Source organism: Rufibacter sp. JT3400010 (assembly GCF_054956755.1).
Map to the genome: position 1 here is coordinate 257,090 of NZ_JBUDXA010000006.1, position 24,247 is coordinate 281,336.

The 24,247-nt window shown below is 49.3% G+C and carries 16 protein-coding genes; 6 read left to right on the forward strand and 10 right to left on the reverse strand.

Annotated features, from left to right (window positions below; all coding sequences use genetic code 11):
* Positions 1-67: 67 nt before the first annotated feature.
* From ACY0JR_RS08855 to ACY0JR_RS08880, 6 genes are all read right to left on the reverse strand, one after another.
* Positions 68-871, reverse strand: coding sequence for a Rossmann-like and DUF2520 domain-containing protein (locus ACY0JR_RS08855; protein WP_462633617.1), 804 nt, complete (start codon positions 869-871; stop codon positions 68-70).
* A 180-nt stretch (positions 872-1,051) separates the two neighbouring features.
* Entirely contained in the window at positions 1,052-3,658 is a 2,607-nt protein-coding gene (gene ccsA / locus ACY0JR_RS08860; protein ID WP_462633618.1) for a cytochrome c biogenesis protein CcsA, read from the reverse strand.
* A 165-nt stretch (positions 3,659-3,823) separates the two neighbouring features.
* Positions 3,824-4,249 carry a cytochrome c maturation protein CcmE domain-containing protein gene (locus tag ACY0JR_RS08865; protein ID WP_462633619.1) on the reverse strand — a complete coding sequence of 142 codons (426 nt, stop codon included), beginning with the start codon at positions 4,247-4,249 and terminating at the stop codon, positions 3,824-3,826.
* A gap of 142 nt (positions 4,250-4,391) precedes the next feature.
* Positions 4,392-4,670: a CcmD family protein gene (locus tag ACY0JR_RS08870; RefSeq protein WP_462633620.1), complete on the reverse strand. Its 279-nt coding sequence runs from the start codon at positions 4,668-4,670 to the stop codon at positions 4,392-4,394.
* Positions 4,657-5,322 (reverse strand): cytochrome c biogenesis protein CcsA, encoded by a 666-nt coding sequence (ccsA, locus tag ACY0JR_RS08875; RefSeq protein WP_462633621.1) that lies wholly within the window; start codon positions 5,320-5,322, stop codon positions 4,657-4,659. The genes ACY0JR_RS08870 and ccsA (ACY0JR_RS08875) overlap by 14 nt, the downstream gene beginning before the upstream one ends.
* 33 nt (positions 5,323-5,355) lie before the next feature.
* Positions 5,356-5,997 (reverse strand): heme exporter protein CcmB, encoded by a 642-nt coding sequence (locus ACY0JR_RS08880; protein ID WP_462633641.1) that lies wholly within the window; start codon positions 5,995-5,997, stop codon positions 5,356-5,358.
* Positions 5,998-6,858: 861 nt separating this feature from the next.
* On the opposite strand from ACY0JR_RS08880, the gene ACY0JR_RS08885 reads away from it, so the two are divergent.
* Both ACY0JR_RS08885 and ACY0JR_RS08890 read left to right on the forward strand, forming a co-directional pair.
* Complete coding sequence (locus ACY0JR_RS08885) at positions 6,859-9,675, forward strand: TonB-dependent receptor (protein WP_462633623.1); 2,817 nt, start codon at positions 6,859-6,861, stop codon at positions 9,673-9,675.
* 78 nt (positions 9,676-9,753) lie between these two features.
* A complete protein-coding gene (locus ACY0JR_RS08890; RefSeq protein ID WP_462633624.1) occupies positions 9,754-11,061 on the forward strand; it encodes a T9SS C-terminal target domain-containing protein in 1,308 nt (435 codons plus the stop codon).
* A 222-nt stretch (positions 11,062-11,283) separates the two neighbouring features.
* Here ACY0JR_RS08890 and ACY0JR_RS08895 read toward each other — a convergent pair whose 3' ends face one another.
* Positions 11,284-12,276, reverse strand: coding sequence for an AAA family ATPase (locus tag ACY0JR_RS08895; RefSeq protein ID WP_462633626.1), 993 nt, complete (start codon positions 12,274-12,276; stop codon positions 11,284-11,286).
* Positions 12,277-12,331: 55 nt separating this feature from the next.
* A complete protein-coding gene (locus ACY0JR_RS08900) occupies positions 12,332-12,703 on the reverse strand; it encodes a DMT family protein (RefSeq protein ID WP_462633627.1) in 372 nt (123 codons plus the stop codon).
* Positions 12,704-13,351: 648 nt separating this feature from the next.
* On the opposite strand from ACY0JR_RS08900, the gene ACY0JR_RS08905 reads away from it, so the two are divergent.
* Positions 13,352-19,729, forward strand: a complete 6,378-nt coding sequence (locus tag ACY0JR_RS08905; protein ID WP_462633629.1) for a T9SS type A sorting domain-containing protein — start codon at positions 13,352-13,354, stop codon at positions 19,727-19,729.
* Between the two features lie 204 nt (positions 19,730-19,933).
* On the opposite strand, the gene ACY0JR_RS08910 is transcribed toward ACY0JR_RS08905, so the two are convergent.
* Together ACY0JR_RS08910 and ACY0JR_RS08915 are read right to left on the reverse strand one after the other, a co-directional pair.
* Positions 19,934-20,410 (reverse strand): hypothetical protein, encoded by a 477-nt coding sequence (locus tag ACY0JR_RS08910; RefSeq protein WP_462633631.1) that lies wholly within the window; start codon positions 20,408-20,410, stop codon positions 19,934-19,936.
* Positions 20,411-20,678: 268 nt separating this feature from the next.
* On the reverse strand, positions 20,679-21,137 hold the full coding sequence (locus ACY0JR_RS08915) for a GNAT family N-acetyltransferase (protein WP_462633633.1): 459 nt from the start codon (positions 21,135-21,137) through the stop codon (positions 20,679-20,681).
* 281 nt (positions 21,138-21,418) lie between these two features.
* Here ACY0JR_RS08915 and ACY0JR_RS08920 point away from each other — a divergent pair, with 281 nt between their 5' ends.
* From ACY0JR_RS08920 to ACY0JR_RS08930, 3 genes are all read left to right on the forward strand, one after another.
* Entirely contained in the window at positions 21,419-22,282 is an 864-nt protein-coding gene (locus tag ACY0JR_RS08920) for a transketolase (RefSeq protein ID WP_462633635.1), read from the forward strand.
* 112 nt (positions 22,283-22,394) lie between these two features.
* Complete coding sequence (locus ACY0JR_RS08925) at positions 22,395-23,363, forward strand: transketolase family protein (protein WP_462633637.1); 969 nt, start codon at positions 22,395-22,397, stop codon at positions 23,361-23,363.
* A 132-nt stretch (positions 23,364-23,495) separates the two neighbouring features.
* Positions 23,496-24,176 carry an HAD family hydrolase gene (locus ACY0JR_RS08930; protein ID WP_462633638.1) on the forward strand — a complete coding sequence of 227 codons (681 nt, stop codon included), beginning with the start codon at positions 23,496-23,498 and terminating at the stop codon, positions 24,174-24,176.
* The last annotated feature ends 71 nt before the right edge of the window (positions 24,177-24,247 follow it).

Here is a 24,247-nt window from a genome sequence, read left to right on the forward strand (position 1 = left end):
AGGCATACAACCGCCCTAAACAAAACCTGAACGGTTTGAAGCAGTTCCTTCCAAGACACCATCCGTTTTACGCCTGTTTTCCTGAAAACGGCTCATTTTGAGCTACGGTTTGAATGCTTTTTGTGAGTATCTGGTAAAGCTGCCGGTAAAGCGGCTCCTCTTGCAATAACTCCAGGTGCGCCTCAATCGTGTTTAAATCACCGCGCTGGGCCGGGCCGGTTTGCACTGTAAACGGCGGAAACTGAAACGCTTTCTGCACGGTCTCCTGTACCAAGGGTTCTAGCAGGTTTACGGGCAATTCAGCTTTCAGCAACAGGTCCTGCGCCACGCCCCATAAGTGATTGGTGAAATTACAGGCAAACACCGCCGCTACGTGCAGTTTCCGTCTGGCCTCGCCGTTCATAGGTACCACTTGCTCGCTCAACACCGTTGCCAACTGTAACAATGTTTGCTCTGCCGTTGTAGAAGAAGCTTCCACGCAGATGGGAATCAGCTTCCAGTCTACGTCTTTTTCTTTGCTGAAGGTCTGCAAGGGATAGAAAACACCTCTCTCCACTCCCGGCAAAGAAGACAACAACTCCAAAGACTGCGTGCCGGATGTATGAGCCACCAGCACGTTTTCCGGAAAGAGGCCATTTAGCAGAAAAGAGGAAAGCGCCTGGTCTGGAATTGCCAACAGATACACCTCCGCGGGCGGCAACTCCCGGAAATCTGTTGCATTGGTCACTGTAGCCTGGGGTGCGTGTTGCGCGAGAACCTCCGCTGAGGCCAGTGTTCGACTGTAAATAACGGGGATGTCTATGCCTACGTTGACCAAGCCTTTCACCAGATGGGTAGCTACGTTGCCCGTGCCTATAATTCCGACTTTCATTTTCTACTGCTGTGCTAAAGGTTCTAAGTTAACAGGTTTCTGCGGAAGGCTTTTCTCTTCTGCCCACTACCTTTTCTATGGAACTCCCTTTTAGGGTTACTTTCACCAAAACAGGCAAAAAGCAGGACATAAAAAAGCCGCGAAAGTTTTCTTTCGCGGCTTTTTTATCTGTTGAGAAACTTATGCCAGTTGCTTTTCGCGTTTTACGGCTACTTTTCCGGCGGGGCCTTTAGGCGTGGGGGCATTGCCACCTTTTCCGTCTTTGTAGTGTCGCACAATGGCCATCACAAACCCGAGGCTCATGATCAAGGTACCAATCCAGAGCACGCTGATGAACGGTTTTTCCATCGCTTTCAGGATAATGTAGTCTTTCTGGGTAGAGTTGATGCCGATGGTAAACGCACCTTTTTCTGGGTCAATGCTCATGAGCATAATCCGGAGGCCCAGGTCTTCAATCTCTTCGGGTACGCGGCCCACCATGCGGTCTCTGATGGCATAGATTGGGTGCGCGTGGTACGTGCGGCGCTCGCCCAATACCTGCATATCGGCTTGAACGGCTATGTCACCGGGTTTCAGGTTCAGGAGCAGGGTGTCTTTGGCTTGCTCAATGCCGTGCAGCACCGCTACATAATCATTCACGAAAATGGTATCGCCAATCTTTACCTGGTACTCTTTCAGCTCGCCCCACTCCTTCTCCTCGTTCGGGTCTGGAATGGTGGAAACGTGCGTGTACAGGTCTTTGGTCCCAAACATCTTGATATCCGGTGAAGCCAGCAAGCCCATCTCTGGGTTTACTTGGGCTCTTGGGTACAAGGTAAACACCTCACCAGATTCCCGGTTCTTGAATTCAACTTCGTAGTACGTGTTCTCCGGATAGATATTCACGGTATCGCCGGAGGTGTACAGCACTTTGTCGCCGTCCTTCAGCGGCCCGCGGGCAATGGCCTTGTATTCATCTTCTATCCGGAACAGTTGTTGTTTGTTTACATAATCTGGCAGGCCATCTACCTCTAAGTACTGTCCTTTGTAGGTTACCTTGTATGGCCCCATGTCTGTACCAGCGTTGCGCCACAACAGTACGTTATCGCGGTTAATGTCATCGCCAAACTCACGGGCGTACACCATGCCAGACATGTTCTTGGAGATAATATTAGAATAGCCAGAAGAGAACAGAATCCCGATGAGCATCAAGGCCACGCCAATATGCGCCACGGCACCACCCGCAATAGAAACGTTCTTCCGGAGCACGCCCAGGAGAATACCCAGGTTACTGAATACCGCGTATAGAGAGGCCAGCAGCAACAGAATGTAGACTGGGTTGTCAATGCGCTCAATGTAGCCCATTTTACTCACCAACAGGATAAGGGCAGCAAACAAAGCGGTCAGCATCAATGGCACCATGAACAGCTCAGAGAACTTGTTTCCCTCGCTGTTCTTCCGCCACCAAAGCAACTGGCCGGTACCCGTGAGCAGGGCAATGGCAATGCCCATCCACATCTGGAATTTGGTGTAGTGCGCAATCTGGTCGGCGGGCAGCGCCACGTTGGTTTTCACGCCAATGAAGCCCATGAAAGCATTGTACACCGGAATAGAGGTAGTCACCAGTACCTGGAAGGCACCCAAGCACAACACGGCTGCGCCGATAAATACCCAGAACTCACCAGAATACGTTGCGATTTCTTTCTCCGTAGCCGGAATGTTTTTCCAGCGGTATGCCAGCAAACCAATGGCCAAGACCACAAAGGCCGCCAAGTACGTGAACAACTGGCCAGACAGACCAAGGTCAGTAAAGGAGTGCACCGAGGCGTTCCCCAGAATACCGCTTCTGGTTAAGAACGTAGCGTACAACACCAGCAGGAAAGAAGTGATGAACAGGATGAAGGTAGCACGTAACGCAGTTCTGCTCTTGCGGTACGCCAGCAAGGTGTGAATAGCGCCTACCAAAACCAGCCACGGAATGTACACGGCATTTTCTACCGGATCCCAGTTCCAGTAACCGCCAAAGTTCAGGGTTTCATAAGCCCAGTAAGCACCCATCATAATGCCCACGCCCAATACTACGGCAGCGAACAAGCCCCAAGGCAAAGCGGGTTTGGTCCAAGTAGAGAAGTCTTTTTTCCAGAGACCGGCTATAGCGAAGGCAAACGGCACCAACGTAGCAGCGAAGCCCAGGAACAACACCGGTGGGTGAATCACCATCCAGTAATTCTGCAGAAGCGGGTTCAAACCGGTACCGTCTTTGGGAACAAAGTTAGGGTCCATCTGGAACACCGGGGCATCGGTCATGAAGTCCCGCATCAGGATGAACGGTGAAGACCCGATTTTCAGATCACCAATCACCACGCCCAGAATCATGGACGCCAGGAACAACTGCACGAAGGAGAAAACCGCCATAACCGGGCTCTCCCACTTTTTACCGGCAAACTTGATGAGCACCAAGCCCAGCATGGCATGCCAGAAAATCCAGAGCAGGAAAGAACCTTCCTGGCCTTCCCAGAAACAGGAAATCATGTAATGCACCGGCAAATGGTTACTAGAGTGACTCCACGCGTAGTGGTACTCGTAGCGGTGCGCGTAAATGATATTGAAAAGACAGAAAATGATGCCGAAAACAGCGGCCACGTGCACAAAGAAAGCGCCTCGGCCCAATTTCTTCCAATCTTTCTGCTCAGGGGTAAGCTCTTTGGCGTTGGCAGCAAACGCAAACGCAATAGCGGAAACCAGCGCCGTCACGAAAGCAAGAATGACACTGTAGTGACCTAAATCACCAATTAAAGTATTAACCATTATAAAGAGTCTTGAGTCTTGAGTCTTGAGTTCTGAGTCTTGAGTCTGAAATACCTAAAACCGGAACGATTCACTCTGATAAATAAACAATAACACAAATGAGTACAGGCTTGGCTTGAATGATATCTTAACTCAGGACTCAAGACTCAGCACTCAGGACTATAGTTAAAGGCTTGCCGTTTCTACTTTCACCTCGTTCTCGGTGTATTTAGAAGGGCACTTAAGCAAAATCTTATCGGCTACAAAAACATCTTTCTGCATGTTACCGGTAATTACCACCTGCTCAGAGCGGTCAAAATCCTGGGGTTTAGGGCTGTAGTACACTACCTGTTGCTCCACGCGGTTGGTGTCTACCAGCACGAAGGAGAAGTAGTTGGGGTCCAGCGTGGGGTCATACTTCATGCCTATGATGTGGCCTTTTTCGTCTTTCTTCAGGCGACCCACTACGTGTACTTTGGTGTCATCTCCTTCTTTGGCCCGCGCCTGGGCTTCAGAGAAAGGAACATAAACACTGGCGTCTGAGGCGGTAGACATGATGATCATGATAGCCACCGCAATCACTAAAATCCCGATGATGTGTATTCTTTTCATAGGTTATTCAAGCATAGGCGAGTTTTCCCGCCTCTTTAACAACACTTATTTAAAATTAAATCCGCTTACAGGTCTTTTATGTTTCTGCAAACCGGCGTTCTGTTTTAAAGCCGTTTCCATAAAAACAGGCGTAGAACAGGTTTTATTGCCGAAGTTCACGCTCTAACTTGCCAATCTTTTTATCTAAGCTGATTAAGTAGAAGAGAATTCCCAGCAACACGCTCACCAACACCGCCACTACAATGTAGATCTTGCCGTCACGGCGCATCACATCGGCCATCTCTGGAGAGGAAGCAGCTTTGTCTGCTGACGTGTATTCAATGGTGGAACCTCCCTCATTTGCGTTTTGCGCCGAAGCAGGCATTGAGAAACCAGCCGCCCACGTCAGGAGCAGCATCAGGAGCCATTTATGCATTTTCATAGAATCGTTGCTTTAAAACTTCCAAACGGGTGCGAAGGTGCACCACCCAAACTCCTAATAAAGTCCACCCAATCACGGCCGGATAAAACACGGCCCGCAGACGGCTGTCCAAGTCATAGGAGTTGAAACCAGGATTTCCGCCGTTGCCTGGGTGCAGAGAATCTGTGAGGCGCGGCAGAATAAACAAAAGCGGAATAAGCGCCGCAAACGCGAAGATGTTGTACACGGCACTAATGCGCGCGCGCTGCTGATGATCTTGGAAAGAACCCCGCAAAATAAGATAGGCGAAATAAATCAAGAGCCCGATGGCCGAGGCATTCTGCTTGGGGTCATTGCTCCAAAATTCGCCCCACGTGAAACGTGCCCACTCCATGCCGGTCACAATGCCCAGCACACCAAACAAGATGCCCACCTTCGCCGCCTCATAAGCGATGATGTCATTTCTGCTAAGCGGGTTTCTGAGGTATTTTATGGAATACACCACGGAAACGAGCAAGATCAAAATCATCCCGAACCACATGGGCACGTGGAAGTACAGGTTCCGGATGGTTTCGTTCAGAATAGCCAGACGGGGCACTTCGCTCAGCATACCCATCACTACTGTGTACAGCAGCAGGGCAATCGTCAGCCATTTCCACCAAGTAAGCTTCATTCGTTTTTACCTTAGTTTTCTATTTTAACGCCTTTAACTGCGCCACAAGTACGGGAACAGAATATAAGACACGGTGACCACAATCATGTTTATCGCCAGTAAAGTCAGCGCCTCGTCCAGACTCACCGAAGGGTCCAGTCCGTCAATGGCGTTTTTGGACATCTTCATGAGCATGAGCAGCATGGGCACCATTACCGGAAAGCTCAGCACCGCCATCAACGTACCGGTATTTGCTGCCTTGGCCGCAATGCCCGAGATCATGGTCAATGACGAGGCAAACCCAATCGCTCCTAAGACAATCGTCACCAGGAACATCCCCACGTCCTGCACCGGATTCCCGATCACAATGGTGTAAAATCCGAAGCACAGCAGCGACAACACCAACATGAGCGCCGCGTTGTAGATCATCTTCGCCAGAATCACGCCCTGCGGACTCACCACACTATAATAATAGAGCAGGCGTCCGCGGCTATCCTGAGCAAATCCCTTCGCAATGGCGTTCACCGCAGTGAACAGCAGAATGATCCAATACAGGGCGTTCCAGACCGGCACCTCCAGTCCTCCAAAGCGCAAACTGAAGCTGAGATAGCAGATGAACACCGTGCTGCCTACGTACAGGAGCATGCCGTTGAACGCATACTTCTGCCGCCATTCCAGCACAAAATCCTTTTGCATCAGGTAGATAACCTCTTTCAGCAGCACTTCTTCTTATTTTGGGGCAAAGGTACAACACAAATGAATGCTGATGGATGATTTGTGTCATTATTCCCGTTGGGGTGGAATGATTTGGGGTTACTTTGGAGAAAGTAAAGAGAAAACTGGAGCGCCACATGGATTTTCGTGTCTCTTTTTGTGATGTATGCCTTATGTTGTTCCTGTTGGTTATCTGCTTCTTGGGCGTGGTTGATGCACGCATTTTGTTTGCTGCTGGCGTGGCGACTGGTGCATGCAGTTTGCTGTTCCCTTGGCTTGGCTGTCTTTTGCGTGGGTGCAAGTGCTGTTTTGTTTCATCTTTGGTGGTAAGCGCTCACGGCCGCGAGGCCCCGTCTTCCCCTCGCGCACTGCCCTTTCGGCCTGCCTTGTCCTTTGCGCTTAGTTTTGCCTTTCCAGGGCCAAAAGCGAGGCGTGCTCGGGAAAGACTGGAACAGGGAAAGAAGCGGAATATGGTGTTGGTAAAAATGTAGAGACAAGGCATACCTTGTCTTTAACGCATTCCTTTCTTCTTCAGAGATTACTCCCCAAAAACATGGTTCAAGTCTGTGACTTGGACTGCCATGGTCTGCAGTTTGTAACTGCAGTGAGGCGAAAGCCTCAGCTAACTATTCCCAAATCCAAGCCTCTTCCTTTTGGAGCCCTTTACTTAAAAACAGCCTTAAAATAGGCTTCTGGGCTGCTATTCACCTCTTCCATATCCTTAAGGAACCTTCATAACATCTACTTAATATTTCGCTTCTAAACGTAACAATAGGGTAACAACGGGTTAATCATGGGGTAAAGTGGTCGCTCTAGTTTTGCAGCGAGACTAATACTACTGACATGAAATCGTTTTTACTCACCCTTTCTCTTCTTTGCACTGCCTTGGCGGGTTTCGCACAAACAGGCACACTCACTGGAAAAGTAAAAGACAGGAAAACCGGGGAGGCTATTATTGGAGCCACCGTATCTGCCACTACCGCAAACGTGGCCGCTACTGACATAGACGGAAACTACTCCCTCAAACTAGCTCCAGGCACTTATAAAATCACTATCACCTACGTTTCTTACAAGCCCCTGACGTTTGAGGGGGTAAACATTGAGGACGGCAAAACCACCACCCTCAATCCTGCTTTAGAGGATGACGCCCATAGCCTGGGCGAAGTAACCGTGGTGGCCGAGCGCCAGGTGAACAATGATATTTCACTCATCAAAGACCTCAAGCAAAGCAACATAGTAGTAAGCGGGATGTCTAATGAGCAGATTGTAAAGGCACAGGACCGTGATGCCGCCGAGGCCGTGAGAAGAATCCCCGGCGTGACCATTCAGGATAATCGCTTTATTATTGTACGGGGCTTGAGTGAGCGCTACAATTCTGTGATGCTGAACAACGTGCTCACCCCAAGTTCTGAAGTAGATGTACGCGCCTTTTCATTTGATGTACTTCCCACCAGCGTCATAGACAGAATTCTGATCTATAAGTCACCAGCCCCAGAATTACCTGGTGATTTTGCTGGCGGGGCAATCAAAGTAACTACCAGAAACGCGGTAACTGAAAACAGTACCACCTTCAGCATTGGAACCGGCTACCGTACCGGTACCACCTTTAACAACAACTACTACTCGTACAAGGGCAGCAAAACCGACTTTCTGGGATTTGACAATGGTACTCGTCAATTACCTGGCAACTTCCCTTCTACCGCCAAGTTCCAAAGCTTAAGTTATGCAGAACGGGCACAATATGGCCAGAACCTGGATTTGCCTAACACCTGGAAACCGGAGAAAGTCACTGCCGCCCCAGATTTACGTCTGAACCTTGGATTGAACCGGGTCTTTGATGTGGCGGGCAACCGGGTTTCCAGTATTTCTGCCATCACGTACAGCAACACCCGCCTGCGCCAAAACACTATCCGCAACGACTACCAGCAGCAACAGGCTAACGGCGAGGTGGACACCAACTGGAGCTACACCGACCAATTATCCGGTAATTCTGTGCGGGTTGGCTTGCTGCAGAACTTCTCCCTCCGCTTAAACGAGAACAACAAGATAGAATTCCGGAATTTGTTCAACCAAATAGGCATTAGCCAGACCACGGTGCGCCAAGGATTCAACTACGAGACTGGAAGCGTGAAAGAAGAACAGAATTACGCCTTACGTTACGAGAGCCGCAGCATCTACACCGGCCAGTTACAAGGCACGCACGCTACTTCAGACCAAAAGAACACTTTTACCTGGTCGGCAGGGTACAACTTCATCAACCGTCAGGAGCCAGACTTACGCAGAGTGCGCACCCAACGCGATGCTGGTTCAGAAGCTCCGTTCCGGGTTCAAGTGTCCACCTTGTCTACCCCGTATGATGCCGCCCGCTTCTTCTCTGACCTGAATGAAAGCGCCTACATTGCCGAAGGTCAATGGCAGCACCTCTTCAAAGCCGCAGATTCTACCGATGTAGAGAATGCCCCCAAACTGAACATCGGGTTTTACGCCGAGAGGAAAGACCGTGATTTCAATGCCCGCACCCTCAACTACAAGCGCAACGCCGGCATTGGTGGCAGAACCGATGAGAGCATTCTTAATTTGCCATTGGATCAAATCTTTGCCCCTGGCAACATCTCCTTCCCTAGCGGATTAATTTTTGACGAAGGAACCACCATTGCCGACAAGTATGATGCTTCTAACACGCTAGGGGCTGCTTACGCGGGCATCGCGAAGAAATTCTTTGACAAGATCAACTTCTACGGCGGCGTACGGGCAGAGTACAACTGGCGCCAGGTAACCACTTCAGACCAGTCAGGCACTTATGAGGTAGACGAGAAAAAGCTGTACTTCCTGCCATCTGTGAACGTGGCCTATAACTTCAGTTTACGCTCTTTACTTCGGGTAGCCTACGGCATGACCGTGAACCGCCCGGAATTTAGAGAGCAAGCTCGTTTCAGCTTCTATGACTTCAACGAGAACGCCTCGGTACGAGGAAATAACGAGCTCAAAACCGCTACCATCCACAACCTGGACATGCGCTATGAATTCTACCCATCGGCTAGCGAACTTCTCTCCCTGGGTGTTTTCTACAAACGCTTCATCAACCCGATAGAGACTAAACTGGAGGCGGGCACCGGTACCAACTACACCTTCGTGAATGGAAATTACGCCAATAGCCTTGGAATTGAAGCAGAAGCACGCAAGTCTTTCAGAGAGTTGTCTGGTAGCAAGTTCATCCAGAATCACTCCCTGGTCCTGAATGCCTCCTTGATCCACAGCCGGGTGAACGTAGGAGATGAAGCCTCTGGCGATGAAGTGCAGGACAGACAAATGATGGGGCAATCTCCATTCATTGTGAACACAGGTCTTTACTTCCAAGATGAGGAAACTGGTTGGCAGTACTCCCTCATGTACAACGTTCTGGGCACCAGAATCTACCGGGTAGGCGATGAGCGGAACCCTAGCATCTATGAACTGCCTCGCCATGTGGTAGACCTAACGGTCACCAAGAACTTCAAAAACAGAATGCAACTGAAAGTTGGGGCGTCTGACTTGTTCAACCAGAAATTCCGCTTCAAAGAAGACACAAACCAAGATGGCAAAATAGGTTCCTCAGACCTGCCCATCTATCTCTTCAACAGAGGGGTGTACAGCACTATCACGCTGGGCTACACTTTCTAACCAAGACTTACCTTTCACTAATTCCAATTAAACACTTTTCAGAAAACAAGTATGAAAGACTTAGGTAAATTATCACTTATGCTTTTAGCAGGCCTGGCTTTGGGTTTTACCTCGTGCAATGACAGCGAGGATGATGACACCCCCACGCCAACTGTAAAAGGGTCAGCAAACCTGCAGGGCACCATAGGTGCTAACAGAACTCTGGATGCTGACACGGTTTACACCTTAAAGGGCTTTGTGTATGTAGACAACAATGCAACCTTAACCATAGAACCGGGCACTATTATCAAAGGTGAAAAAGCAACCCAAGGCACCCTGTTGATTCAGCGTGGCGCCAAAATCATGGCGCAGGGTACGGCCGAGAAACCCATTGTGTTTACCTCTAACCAAGCCAAAGGAAGCCGTGCCCCTGGTGACTGGGGCGGCGTGGTAATCTTAGGGAAAGCAAAAAACAACCAGTCACAGAACGTACAGGTAGAAGGCGGCCCATTAGCTTACTACGGCGGGGAAGATGACACAGATAACTCAGGTGTTTTCAGTTATGTACGCATTGAATACGCCGGCTATCCTTTGCAGCCAAACAAAGAGTTGAATGGCTTAACCATGGGGTCAGTAGGCTCTGGCACCAAGATTGACCACGTACAGGTTTCCTTTGGGGGCGATGATGCCTTTGAGTGGTTTGGCGGCACGGTGAAAGCAACACACCTGATTGCTTACCGCAATACCGATGATATGTTTGATACTGACTATGGTTTCAGCGGAAAAGTACAGTACGCCTTAGGTATTAGCGATCCTAATATGTGGGACGTGGCAACTGGCGGAGCTTCTAATGGCTTTGAGTCTGACAATGACGGAGACGGCTCTGTCAGAACGCCCCTGACTACAGCTACATTCTCTAACGTGACCATTATAGGACCGGGCAACAACCTGCCAACAGGAGCCCAGTTTGGACAAGGTGCTCACCTGAAAAAAGGCACCAGCCTTTCTATCCGTAATTCGGTGATCAGTGGATTTAACAAAGGAATAACGTTAGATGGTCCTGTAGTAGAAGGATACGCGCAAGCCGGTGGCATTAAGATCATGAACACCGTCATTGCAGGTGCAGGCGCTACTACGGCGGTCAACAAAGCCTCTTCTTCTACTTCAGCTTTTGATGCTACCACCTGGTTCAACACCACCTCAAACGGAAACAGCATCAGATCTACGGCAGATCTTGGATTCGCTACTACTGCCCCTTACTTACCACAAACTGGCTCCCTGGTCTTAACCGGCGCTTCTTTCGCTGGCACTACTGGCTTTGAGAACACCGCTTACATCGGAGCTTTCGGAACCACCAACTGGACTACCGGCTGGACCAACTTTGACCCACAGAATACAGACTATTAATCAGTTTAAAGACAAGGTTGACTATCTATATGGGTGAGATAATAGAGATAGTCAATCACTTTGCGCCCGGCTTAGTCTCCCGTGCGCAAAGGGCCCGTCAGTAATGGCGGGCTTTTTTTGTTTTAAACCTTCTTTCATGAAAACAACCTAAAACCAGAAAGAGCAGCTCTAAAGGGCTGCTCTTTCCGTTTTCTATAAAATGTCTTGCTTCGCTCTACCGCTTTAACTAATGGGCACCGTTCTAAGAATAGCTTCAATGAAATCTTTAGTTTGCACATTGTCTGCCTCAGCCTCATAGTTCAGGATGACGCGGTGACTAAGCACATCTGAAGCAATTTCCTTAATATCCTCGGGCAGCACATAATCCCGTTCATCAAAGAAGGCCACTGCTTTGGCGGCCAGGTTCAACGCAATGCTCGCCCTCGGCGATACGCCATACTGCAGGTATTGTGCGAAGTCGGTCAGGTCATAATCGGCGGGGCGGCGGGTAGCGAACACCAGTTCTATGATGTAGCGCTCCAGGGTCTCCGAGATCTGCACCTGGTTGATTTCGTTCCGGATGTCAAAGATGTCTTGCTTGGTGAGGATGGTGTTCACCGTGCTGCTGTAAGACAGGTTAGACATGCGGCGCATAACCTCCAGCTCATCGGCTTTGGAGAGATAGTCCACGTACACCTTCATCATGAAACGGTCTACCTGAGCCTCGGGCAGCGGGTAAGTCCCCTCCTGCTCTACCGGGTTTTGGGTGGCCAATACCAGGAAAGGCAAATCCAGACGGTAGGTTTTCTCGCCAATGGTCACCTGTTTCTCCTGCATGGCCTCCAGCAACGCACTCTGCACCTTAGCGGGCGAGCGGTTTACTTCATCTGCCAAGATCAAATTAGCGAAGATAGGGCCTTTCTTTACTTCAAACTCTGAGGAACTCTGGTTATAGATCATGGTGCCCACCAAGTCTGACGGCAACAGGTCTGGGGTAAACTGAATACGCTGAAAGTTGAGGTGCAATACTTTGGCCAGCGTGTTGATGGTCAAGGTCTTGGCCAGCCCCGGCACCCCTTCCAACAAGATGTGCCCGTTGGTAAAAAGGCCAATCAACAGCCGATTGACCATGTATTGCTGCCCCACCACCACTTTGCTCATCTCTCTGAACACCTGCTTTATCTTGAGCTGGTGTTCACGAATTTTTTCCTGATATGAGATTTCTTCGGTCTGCATGTACTCTTTCAATTAGGAATGGGCTAAGGTAACCATTCTACGGGACACTCTTGGTCTACCACTTTTTGAAGACAAAGAAAACTGCCAGTATCAACAGTGCGAATCCTACCAAATGGTTCCACGCCAGCTTCTCGGTCCGGAAAACATACACGGTCACCAGCGTGAAAACGGTTAGGGAGATGACCTCCTGCATGGTCTTCAGCTCGAACAGCGAAAAGGGGCCTCCGTTCTCGTAGTAGCCCAGTTTATTAGCCGGAACCTGAAAAATATACTCAAAGAACGCCAATCCCCAGCTAATCAGTATAACGCTCAGTAGGCCTAGTTTCTGCAGGGCAGAAAATTTCCTGAAGTACAGGTGCCCGTACCAGGCAAAGGTCATGAACAGATTAGAAAGACAGAGCAGCAAAATGGTATAGAATGCTTTCATAGCTTCATCTAGACAGTAGAGTAGGCTCAAGCGAGGCAGTTAGCCTAGGACTGCTTCCGCAACCCACTAGCCACTAAGTAGATCTTTCCAAATACGTCACTTATAAGTTTCCGTTGATTTTCTGTTTCGGAGTGGTTTTCCAGAAAACGCAGGAAAAGCAGAAGACATAAAAATAGCCGCAGCCTAGCAGCTCCTTTTTGGTTCCTTTTCCATAAAACAGGCCGAAAACTCCTAAGCACTTGACAAAGCCCTAAAAACACAATTACAACACTCACAAGAACATACCAGATTTATATTATTCAATATCACACATTTAATATAATTATTCTAAAAATAAAAAATATCATATAAATAAATTACAGCCCAAAATAGAACCTATATTTTAAATATTGTAGTTATTATATATTTAAAGAACACATAAATAAGCACCAATATTACCCTCATACTTCACAAAGTGCTGAAAATCAATTCATCGTTAAATTTATATAATTCATCGAAAAAGAAGAGACACTAAAATGAATTGCATAAATTTGCGTCACTAACAAAAAATAAAGAGACAAAAACATTAACCAAATCTATATTTTGTTTCATTTTCTCCCTTCAAACAAAGAAGAAACAGACATAGATTATCCAATTCAAATTAGTTTTATGGTCCAAACTTTACGTCTTTTGGTCTTCGCCTTGATTCTACTTCCCCTCACCATGCACGGTGAAGGATCAAAGCAACTTACCCCCAACACGTCTACGGCTCCCCTCACAGATCCCGCCAATGACAAGGCCGGTTATCTGGCCCATGACGCCAACTTCCCTAGTGCGTCTGGGGTTGCCATCACTTCCTTGAGCTTCCTGAAGCCTTCTACGTTTAGCCGCAACGGAGCTAGCTTCTCTGCAGATCATAGACTCTATATTAGAGTAAAGAATGGAGAGCGCTTAATGTATGGCGTCCGTAGAGCTCTTCATGACCAAACCACTGCCAATCAAGGTGATTTAATCATCACCATCAGAAGGGCAGCTTCCAGCTCTGATCAGGTGGGTACTGTTGTGCAGACCACTACGCTTACGCGTAACCAGAGTTCTACTAGGCAAATGTTGCTAAATACCGGACAGGCAGGTGTAATAGCCACTCCCACCCAAGCAAATATTGGCCCTAGCTTTACACAAGGCACAACTACCCGTAACACGGGTGGATATACGCCATTATGGTTCACCAATAGTACAGGTAGCGACCAAGACTATTGGGTAGAGTTTACCCAGGTAGGTGAAGCCAACATGACAGACGGCCAGCTTTTCTCAGTATATGATCTGTGGGATTTCACAGTTATTGACGCAACAGGCACTGAGAAACCCGGACGTATGCGCAGTAAACTATGGTCTTTCTCAGCGGGTGGCACTGCCAACGTATTTTCCAAGAACTTCAACATGTACCCTTTGATCCCCAGCGAGGATCAGGCAAACAGATATTTTGTTAAGAAAGTAGAATTGGCAGGTATTGCTCCGCAAAACTTTTTCCGGTTTGTGACCAACCGTTTTGGTTCTACCTCTACAACCGGCAGAACAACTGACACCGAAAGAAGAAAAAGCCAAAATGCCCAAACAGATTATCCAGAGTTATTCAACTTCGTGAATGACCCAGACCCTACTATCTGGCCAAGTGCCACCGCTCCTACGTTTGAAGTAGACGTAACTTCTAGCTGTAACACCTCTACCAGTGGCGGTAAATCGACCTTCAATCTAAACACTTCTGAAAGCAGCACTTTCCTGGTTTTGATTAACCTGAACGGAGTAGCTGGCTTTCAGCCTGGCACCGCCGATGTACTCCTAGAGTCTACCGGGGGCAAAGGCACCCGTACGGTTGAGTGGAATGGCTTGAATGGATTGAACCAGGTGGTAGCCAAAAACACTACGCTTAACTACTTTTTCCGCAACAACAGTGCCCCTATCCATTTCCCGGTGTGGGATGCCGAAGCGAATGCCGATGGTTTCAGAGTACAGGATGTTAGGCCAATGGCAGGCACCAACTATGACGGTCTCCTTTTCTGGGATGATTCCAATCTTCCTGTAGCTTCCTTCCCTTCACCTCAGTCAGAGTTGTTTGGGGTTTCCTCCTCCGCGGGTGCACACCGGTGGGGCTCTGCCACCACCACGGCCGGTGACTTGAAAACCGTCAATACCTGGACGTACGGCTACACGGCTTCAACTACCCAAAGCGCCACCTTCACCTATGACTGTAGCGCAGATGTGGCCGTCAGCAACACAGTTGCTACCGCTCCATACACCATAGGCAAACCTTTTACTTTTACCGTTACAGCTACCAACAACGGCCCCATTGCCGCCAGCAATGTAGTGGTAACAGACAAATTAGACCTCACCAAACTAGAATTTGTGAGTTCATCAGATGCCACCAACTACAACAGCAGCACAGGCGCATGGAATGTGGGCTCATTAGCGGTGGGTGCTTCTAAAACGTTGACTCTTACAGCCAAACCTCTAGTTTTGGGCACTATTACCACTACTGCCACCCAAACCCATACAGAAGCAGACAATGTGGCTACCAACAACAGCGCCACTGCTTCCATCACCGTTCAGGCTGCCGCTGATATTGAAGTAAAGAACGTAAGCGACAAGACCACTTATACCAACGGAGATCTTGTAACCTATACCGTTACCGCCAGAAACCTGGGGCCTAACGCTGCCACAGGCGTAGTAGTTACAGACAAACTACCTACCGGTCTGACACTGCAAGGCACCGTACCAACGGGTTATAATGTTACTACCGGCGCCTGGACAATAGGCGCCCTGGCCGTGAACGAAACCAGAACATTGACCTTGCTTGCCAAAGCATCTTCTCTGGGAGCGATCACCACCACGGCCTCATTGAACACCCGCACGACAGAACTGGACGAGAATGCCAACAATAACATTGCTTCCAATACCATCACAGTGGCTCCGGCAGCAGATGTAGCGGTTACCAGCGCGGTGTCTACTCCTACTCCAGGCCAAAGCGAACTGGTAACCTACACCATCAAAGCGGTAAACAATGGACCAGACAATGCTTCCAATGTTTCTGTAGCTAATCAGATTCCGGCAGGTTTGGTGATTGTGGGTTCTACTGCCAGCTTAGGAACTTTCAACGCTAGCACCGGTACCTGGACGGTAGGCACCATGGGCTCTGGCGCCTCTCAAACACTTACCATAACGGCTAGAGCCGCTGCTACTGGAAGCTATACCTTAAACTCTAGCCAGACCCACACAGAGTATGATGGCCAAAGCAGCAACAATACCGCAGCCAGCACCATTACCGTAAAAGCCACCGCAGATGTAGCCGTCACCAACACGGTTTCTCCCTCTGCCGGTCCTACTTACGTGAATGGCGAAACGGTTACTTATACCGTAAAAGTGACTAACAACGGACCAAGCCCTGCCACCAATCTAGTGGTCACCGACCATTTCCCTACGGCTATGACCTTTAGCAATGGAAACGTCTCTATGGGATCTGGTAGCATCAATACCGTTTCCGGCGACTTGGTCTGGACAGTAGGCACTTTAGCCAGCGGCGCAACCGCTACCTTGACCGTGAATGGTACTATCAAAGAAAGCGCGGTCATCACTACCACTGCCACGCAGACCCATGATGAGTATGACAACGTAATGGGCAACAACAGTGCCTCTAACTCCATACAAGCTGGCTCTGGTGTGATCACAGCAGACATTGCCGTGGCAGTTTCCACCCCTAAACCTGAATACTACACCAAAGATGCAGTCCCTTTCAGGGTATTATTAACCAACTCCGGCCCAGATAATGCTACCAATGTAAACATAAGTGCGCTAGTGCCGGTTGGCTTTACGTTAGACAATGTGAATCCTAAAGTAGGAACCTATTCCAACGGAGTATGGACCATTCCCATGCTCGCAGCAGGCGCTTCTACAGAATTGTTCCTAACAGGTATACCTATGGTAGACTTGAATGCTGTCGGGGACAAAAACTACAACTTTACCGCCACCAGAACAGGAACACCGGAGCAAGCAGACAATGTAACTTCTAACAACACTTCCACTACCGCTGTTCTAGTACACAAGAAGGCAGAGGTGGCTACTTCTATCACAGTCGCCAGCAATGATCCCGAAGGAAAGTACTACCATAACCTAACAGAAGCTACCTTCAGAATCACGGTAACCAACAACGGACCAGATGCAGTCACCAACTTAGTGGGGCAAGACACCCGCACCGGTAACCTTAACTTCATCCCTAGTAGTTTGGTAGCTCCAGCCGGAACGGCTTACGATCTCATGACTGGTGTTTGGACAGTGGGAACCTTAGCCGTGGGAGAATCTAAGACCCTGGAAGTAAAAGGCGTTCCTAACAAGACGGGCGAGCTGCACTTGGGCGGCGGCGTCACAGGTCAGAACGAATATGATGGCGTAACAGAAAACAATACGGCCGTTGCTTTGCTCAATGTAGTACCTGTGGCCGAACTGGCGGTAACAAACACAGCGGCTAGTCCCACGTTCTACAACGGTCAGGAAACCACGTTCACGGTGAAGGTACAGAACAACAGCGCTGATGCCGCCACCGGAGTAGTCATTGAAGATAAGCTTCCCGCCGGTCTTACTTTTGTGAGCGCCACCGCCTCCTCTGGTACGTACAATCCGGCCACTGGCCGTTGGACCTTTGATTCTGACATACTACCGGGCGCTGAGAACGCTGAGACATTGGTAATCAAAGTAAAATCACAAAGTGCCGCCACTTTCAATACCACTGCCTCTGTTGTTGCCTCTGGCCAGTATGACAACATCATTTCTAACAACAGCCAGACAGCCAGCATCCAGGGCGTAGCTTCGGCAGACATTGCCTTGAGCAGCACCATTGTGAGCGGTCCGTATTATGTAGGTGGTCAATATAAAGTAACCATCACGGCTACCAACACTGGCCCAGACGCCGCTACCGGTGTAGTCATAGCCGCCGGAGTAGCCGAAGGTCTTACCTTGGTCCCTGGCAGTGGAGTACCAGACGCCGGTACCAGCATCAACCCAGCCACCGGTATCTGGACTATAGGGAACCTGGGCAGCAATGAGTCTAAAAATCTGACCCTGCTGGCACAGCCCACCGCCATAGGCGTATTGAACAGCATAGCCTATAAATATGCGGCTAATGAGTTTGACCCTAACGGCGGCAACAGTAAAAACGGCAACAACACTACGCTGGTATATATTACCTCTGTAGACCGCGAGGCAACACCGCAAGTATTACAAGCCAACAAACACATGTTCAGGTTGCAAGAAGGAGAAGTTCTTGCGGCAATAACAGACCCAGATGGCCCTATTGCCAACGCAACCGTAATCAATGGCACCTTACCTGCCGGAGTTCGCCTGGGCAACAACGGCGAGCTAGCCGTTGACTATAAGTATTCCCTGGTACCAGGCACGTACACCCTTACCATTGAAACTACTGATGTGGTAGGCGGTATCTCTCAGAGCACCTTCACCTATTCTATTTCAGGTGACTGGGACAACGACGGAGTGCCAGACAAAGATGACATAGATGTCAACAATGACGGGGTACTGGCAGAGGCCACAGATGCCGGCTTCAACGTACTTGGTGACAATGACGGTGATGGCATTCCCAACTTCTTAGACAAAGATCTGGTACACCCCGTGTATGGCGCTTTCGTTGACAAAAACAATGATGACATCAATGATGTGTTTGATTTGGATTTAGACGGATTGATGAGAGGCTATGACATTGACAAGGACGGAGATGGAATTCCGAACGCGGTAGAAGCAAACGGAGGGAAAGTACCTACCAGCCCTTATTACAACGCGGCCCAAGGTATTTTCATAGGCCCTGTAAGCGCGAACGGAATGCCAATTGCGGCTCAAACTGGCCCCAACAATGGCATCTCCATCTTCCCCAACCCTGACACTGACGGCGACGGCTTTGTTGACCAGACAGACATTGATTCTGATAATGACGGTATCTTAGACAACTACGAAGCGCAACCCACCAACAACTACATAAACGGGCTGGGAACAGACAGTGACTTTGACGGCCTAAGCGACGGGTATGACCCCACCACCCCGGGCGGACAAGCCATTTCTCCCGTAGATACAGACAAAGATGGCATTCCAGACTATCTGGACCGGGACAGCGACGGAGACTTTTCCCTGGACTACGTAGAAGCCTTTGATGATAATGCCGATGGCGTCTCCCAGGACGACCTGATGGAGCGCGCCCGCCTGTTTGAGGAAGCTAATTCCAAAGGCTGGTACGTGAATTCAGAAAAAGATGCTTCAGGTACACCTTATTGGCTGCAATTGATCAATGGCTATCCTGCTTACCTCACCAAGACCAGCATCTATTACCATGACACAGATAAAGATGGTTTGATTGACTTATTCGATACAGACAACGGAGGACGAGCTGCCTCCTTACAAACCACCAATGATGAATACTCTTATCGTTCAGCGGCGGTGGTGACCCCGCTTCCGGTAACCTTGCTCACCTTTACCGCCAAGGCGCAGAAAGGCGGCACAGAACTGAAGTGGGCAACCGCCTCAGAGAAAGAGAACGAGTATTTCCAGGTAGAAAGAAGCGCAGACAGCAAGAACTTCCAGGCCATTGGCAAAGTGGCCGGGGCCGGAAACAGCAACGTACGCCGGGATTACAACTTCCTGGACAGCAAAACCGCCACCGGTACCACCTACTATCGTCTGAAGCAAGTAGATTTCAACGGAAAGTTTGAGTACAGCAAGACCATTGCCGTGGAAACCAAAAGCAACAATGCCCCGGTGGTAGTGAAAGCGTACCCCAACCCAACCACAGACGTGCTCAACCTGGACCTGACGCCAATGTCTGTTTCTGACGTGCAAATCACAATCTATGCCCTAAACGGAAAACTGGTAAAAACATTAACCATGACAGGAGGCGCCGTACAGAAGCTAGACCTGTCAGACGCAGCCGTAGGCACGTATCTAGTGAAAATACGGGAAAATGATGTGGTGACAGTACTCCGCATTGTGAAGCAATAACCAAAGCTAAATGTAAAAAGGAAGAGGCACCAAGTAGGTGCCTCTTCCTTTTTAAGGGTACTTTTGAAAAAGAGCGTCAAAACAAGCTAATCTTTCAGGAAGGTGCCTCTACCGCCACAAGCTGAAATGCAGATGCCCTGCTTTTTTATTCAGAAAAGAGAAAGCCCTTGCTCGCAAGGGCTTTCTCTTTTAAATTCCTACCTTCTACTCTTCGTCTTCCAGGTAATAATCCCCAGAATGGCCTTCGGCAGACTCATCACTAAAACGGACAATGTCTTTCATGAAGTTGTCATGGATCTCCTTGATTTTAGGCGATTCGCCCACGTGCTTCTTGAGTATTTTGGCAATATGGCTGGCTTCCTCCAGATAAAACATATCATCGGTGGCGGTGCCCAGTTTGTCAGCGTCAATTTGCAGGAGCTCGGCTTGTAGATCCATCAGTTTAGGGTCATCTTCGCCGTACATGATGAGCGTGCCGTGCAATTTGCTGAGCATCTCGTTGAAGAGTTCGCCCTCATAGGGAAGATTCACCTCCTCGTCATCGTCTGCGCCGAAACCGCCCCTGTCTCCCAACAGATCATCGTCATCATCATCCAAGGAAAACTCATCGTCAAAGTGATTACCCTTGAGGTCGTCCTCATCGTAACCATATTCATCATCGAAACTGCCGCGTGGTGCCATATTGTTTTTCTTTAAAGCTGTCAAAAATGTGATTTGCCCTGGTTTACGTCGGTCTCCTTTTTACGTGTCTGTTTCAAAAAGTGCCCGACAATTAACCAAAACTTTCTTGTTGCTTCCGCGTTGAAGCTGTTTCCGCAAAAATAGCCCTAAAACTGATTTTTACTATTCTGGCAAGCAGACTAGGTCAGAAAGCACAAAGACATCTGTTTAAGCCTTCTTTGCCAGAAAACAGTTCAAAACCAATCAAACCCCCTCTGTTTTGCCAGCACTATGCCTGGTACGGTTTAATCATTTTGATGTGGTCAATGCCATCTTCGTCATACACCTCACTGGACTGCACAAACCCGAAGCGTTCATAAAACTTCTTTGCGTACAGCTGCGCGCCAATCTTAATCGGCCCTTGGCCGAACAGCCGGTACGTTTCTTCAATGGCTTTCTGCACCAACTGCTGCCCTACACCCGAACCACGCACGGCAGCGCTGGTGATAATTCTCCCAATAGATAGTTCAGGGTAAGAAACTCCAGCTGGTACCAGACGGGCATATGCCTCCAGGGTCTCGCCTCGGTAAAAAAGCAAATGATGGCAGGGCGCGTCTAACCCGTCGGGGTCCAGGAAAACGCAGTTCTGTTCCACCACAAACACGGCGCTTCTCAGTTGCAGCAAATCATAGAGTTCCTGCGGAGACAGCTCGGCAAAGGCTTTCGTGATAATTCTAAATTCCGTCATACCGCTAAACTAAAGCTTCGGCGCCAAAGCGCAAATTATAGGAGAGTGCAACGTTCGTTCTTGTCCCGATTTCAGAAAATATGTGATTTATGCCAACGTTTGCATAAAAGTTTATACCTTTATTTGGGAGCGGATATTACCTCCTAAATAAAATAATTGTTATTATTACACTTATTTTAGTAACCAATTCAAGTTTACCTCTTTACTATAGGCTTAAAGATTCTTACTCCCGGTACTACAACACAGCCCGAGGCTCAGAAAAATTTGACAACTAAAACGATATGCAAACAGAAGAAAATGCAACAATGCAGCTAGACAAGCTGGAACAGGTGGCCAAACAAGTGCGCCGCGACATTGTAAGAATGGTCCACGGTTGCCAGTCGGGGCACCCGGGCGGTTCACTGGGCTGCACCGATTTTCTGGTGGCCCTTTACTTCAAGGTCATGACCCACTCCCCTGAGTTCAACATGAACGGCGAGGGCGAAGACCTGTTCTTCCTTTCCAACGGGCACATTTCGCCGGTTTGGTACAGCGTGCTGGCCCGTTCCGGCTACTTTGACGTGAGCGAGCTGAAGACCTTCCGCAAGCTGGACTCCCGCCTGCAGGGCCACCCCACCACGCATGAAGAACTGCCAGGCGTACGTATCGCCTCAGGCTCACTGGGACAGGGTTTGTCGGTAGCCATCGGCGCAGCCTTAACCAAGAAACTGAACAATGATCCCGGGCTGGTATTCACGTTGCACGGCGATGGCGAGTTGCAGGAAGGCCAAATTTGGGAAGCTGCCTTGTTCGCGCCGCACAACAAAGTAGACAACCTCATCTCTACCATAGACGTGAACGGCCAGCAGATTGATGGCCCTACTAACAAAGTCCTGGATCTAGGGAATCTGCGCGCCAAGTGGGAAGCTTTCGGCTGGGATGTCATGGAAATGAATGGCAATGACCTGGGCAATGTGATCCAAACCCTGGAACTGGCCAAAGCCAAAGCCTACAAAGGCAAACCTATTATGATCTTGATGCAAACCAACATGGGCCACGGTGTGGACTTCATGATGGGCTCGCACAAATGGCACGGCGTGGCACCTAATGATGAGCAGCTTTCCCTTGCGCTCGGTCAATTGACCAGCAACATGCAGGATTACTAGTCTGCTTTTTAGAGTAAGAACGCTGTTTTTCGGGCTCCTTTTCTAAAAACAGCCTGAAAAGCTTCCTCTTTTAATTGCCCTGTTACATGGGGCTTCAACTGAAAACATCAAAATGAAAAAATATACTTATACAGAATCTAAAGACACGCGCTCTGGTTTCGGGGCGGGGCTGGTGGAAGCCGGCCGGAAAAATGAAAACGTAGTAGCCCTTTGCGCCGACTTGGTGGGCTCTTTGAAAATGGGCGATTTCATCAAGGAATTCCCTGAGCGTTTTGTGCAAGTGGGTATTGCCGAGGCCAACATGATGGGCATTGCGGCGGGTATGACCATTGGCGGCAAGATTCCGTTTACGGGCACCTTCGCGAACTTCTCTACCGGCCGGGTGTATGACCAGATTCGCCAGTCTATTGCCTATTCAGACAAAAACGTGAAGATCTGCGCTTCACACGCCGGTTTAACGCTGGGCGAAGACGGTGCTACGCACCAGATTCTGGAAGACATTGGCATGATGAAAATGCTGCCCGGCATGACCGTCATCAACCCGTGTGACTACAACCAGACCAAAGCTGCCACGGTGGCTATCGCCGAGTACGAAGGTCCGGTGTACCTGCGCTTCGGCCGGCCGGTGATTCCGGTATTCACGCCCGCCGACCAGGAATTTGTGATTGGCAAAGCCTGGATGGTGAACGAAGGTACTGATGTGAGCATTTTCGCCACGGGTCATTTAGTATGGGAAGCGATTAAAGCCGGGGAGAAACTGGCCGAGATGGGTATCTCCGCAGAAATCATCAACATTCACACCATTAAACCACTGGACGAAGAAGCTATTCTGAAATCTGTGGCGAAAACAGGTTGCGTGGTAAGCGCCGAAGAGCACAACCGCTTGGGTGGTTTGGGCGACAGCATCGCGCAATTACTGGCAAAAACTACGCCGCTACCTATGGAGTACGTGGCTGTGAACGATTCTTTTGGCGAGAGCGGTACCCCAGAGCAATTGATGAAGAAGTACGGTTTGGATGATGAGCACATTATCAAAGCGGTGCAAAAAGTGATGGAGCGCAAGCAAGCGTTAGCGAAATAAGCCGCTGATTCTGCCTCTCTTTCGGGAGAACAGGGCAGAATCAGAAAAGGATAATGCAGGAAGGCGGGCTCTTACAGGGCCCGCTTTTTTGTAATCTTCGTACCCCTACTAGAACTTAAAATTCTCACCTACATGCATACTCTCCCCTACAAAGCGTTTCTGTTTGACATGAACGGCACCATGATTGACGACATGGACTTCCATACTGAAGCTTGGCACCAGATCCTGAACAATGATTTACAAGGCTCCTTTAGCCGCGAAGAGGTAGCGGCCCAGATGTACGGCAAGAACAGCGAAGTTCTGGCCCGCTTCTTCGGGGAAGACCGCTTCACTCAGGACGAAGCCGACCGGTTATCGGTGCAAAAAGAGAAAATTTACCAGAAAGCATACATCTCGCACCTCAGACTCATCAAAGGCCTGGACACCTTCCTGAAAAGAGCCGCCGAGCAGAACATCCAGATGGCCATTGCCACCGCTGCCATCACGTTCAACATTGATTTCGTGGTAGACAACCTGAATATACGGCATTACTTCAACGCCTTGGTGAGCGCCGATGACGTGACCAAAAGCAAACCCCACCCTGAGACCTTCCTGAAAGCCGCTGAGCAGTTAGGCATTGCCCCCAAAGATTGCCTGGTGTTGGAAGATGCGCCCAAAGGCGTGGAAGCCGCTCTGAACGCTGGTATGGATTGTCTGGTCATCACCACCATGCACCCCAAAGACGAGTTCCCTGACTATGACAACATCATCGGGTTTGTGGAAGACTACACCGATTCACAGTTGGAACGGTTGTTTACGGGAGAAGAGAAGTAGGAAACAGTTGTTTTAGCGTTTGTTTTGTAACAACAGGCCTAAAACTTTTTACTGATTTGAGATTGCTTTCT

Coding starts and splice junctions, on each gene's coding strand:
- ACY0JR_RS08890 (WP_462633624.1), top strand. CDS start 9,754: ATGCTTTTAGCAGGCCTGGCTTTGGGTTTTACCTCGTGCAATGACAGC.
- ACY0JR_RS08920 (WP_462633635.1), top strand. CDS start 21,419: ATGCAAACAGAAGAAAATGCAACAATGCAGCTAGACAAGCTGGAACAG.
- ACY0JR_RS08905 (WP_462633629.1), top strand. CDS start 13,352: ATGGTCCAAACTTTACGTCTTTTGGTCTTCGCCTTGATTCTACTTCCC.
- ACY0JR_RS08900 (WP_462633627.1), bottom strand. CDS start 12,703: ATGAAAGCATTCTATACCATTTTGCTGCTCTGTCTTTCTAATCTGTTC.
- ACY0JR_RS08865 (WP_462633619.1), bottom strand. CDS start 4,249: ATGAAAAGAATACACATCATCGGGATTTTAGTGATTGCGGTGGCTATC.
- ACY0JR_RS08925 (WP_462633637.1), top strand. CDS start 22,395: ATGAAAAAATATACTTATACAGAATCTAAAGACACGCGCTCTGGTTTC.
- ACY0JR_RS08870 (WP_462633620.1), bottom strand. CDS start 4,670: ATGAAAATGCATAAATGGCTCCTGATGCTGCTCCTGACGTGGGCGGCT.
- ACY0JR_RS08910 (WP_462633631.1), bottom strand. CDS start 20,410: ATGGCACCACGCGGCAGTTTCGATGATGAATATGGTTACGATGAGGAC.
- ACY0JR_RS08915 (WP_462633633.1), bottom strand. CDS start 21,137: ATGACGGAATTTAGAATTATCACGAAAGCCTTTGCCGAGCTGTCTCCG.
- ACY0JR_RS08855 (WP_462633617.1), bottom strand. CDS start 871: ATGAAAGTCGGAATTATAGGCACGGGCAACGTAGCTACCCATCTGGTG.
- ACY0JR_RS08885 (WP_462633623.1), top strand. CDS start 6,859: ATGAAATCGTTTTTACTCACCCTTTCTCTTCTTTGCACTGCCTTGGCG.
- ccsA (WP_462633618.1), bottom strand. CDS start 3,658: ATGGTTAATACTTTAATTGGTGATTTAGGTCACTACAGTGTCATTCTT.
- ACY0JR_RS08895 (WP_462633626.1), bottom strand. CDS start 12,276: ATGCAGACCGAAGAAATCTCATATCAGGAAAAAATTCGTGAACACCAG.
- ACY0JR_RS08880 (WP_462633641.1), bottom strand. CDS start 5,997: ATGCAAAAGGATTTTGTGCTGGAATGGCGGCAGAAGTATGCGTTCAAC.
- ccsA (WP_462633621.1), bottom strand. CDS start 5,322: ATGAAGCTTACTTGGTGGAAATGGCTGACGATTGCCCTGCTGCTGTAC.
- ACY0JR_RS08930 (WP_462633638.1), top strand. CDS start 23,496: ATGCATACTCTCCCCTACAAAGCGTTTCTGTTTGACATGAACGGCACC.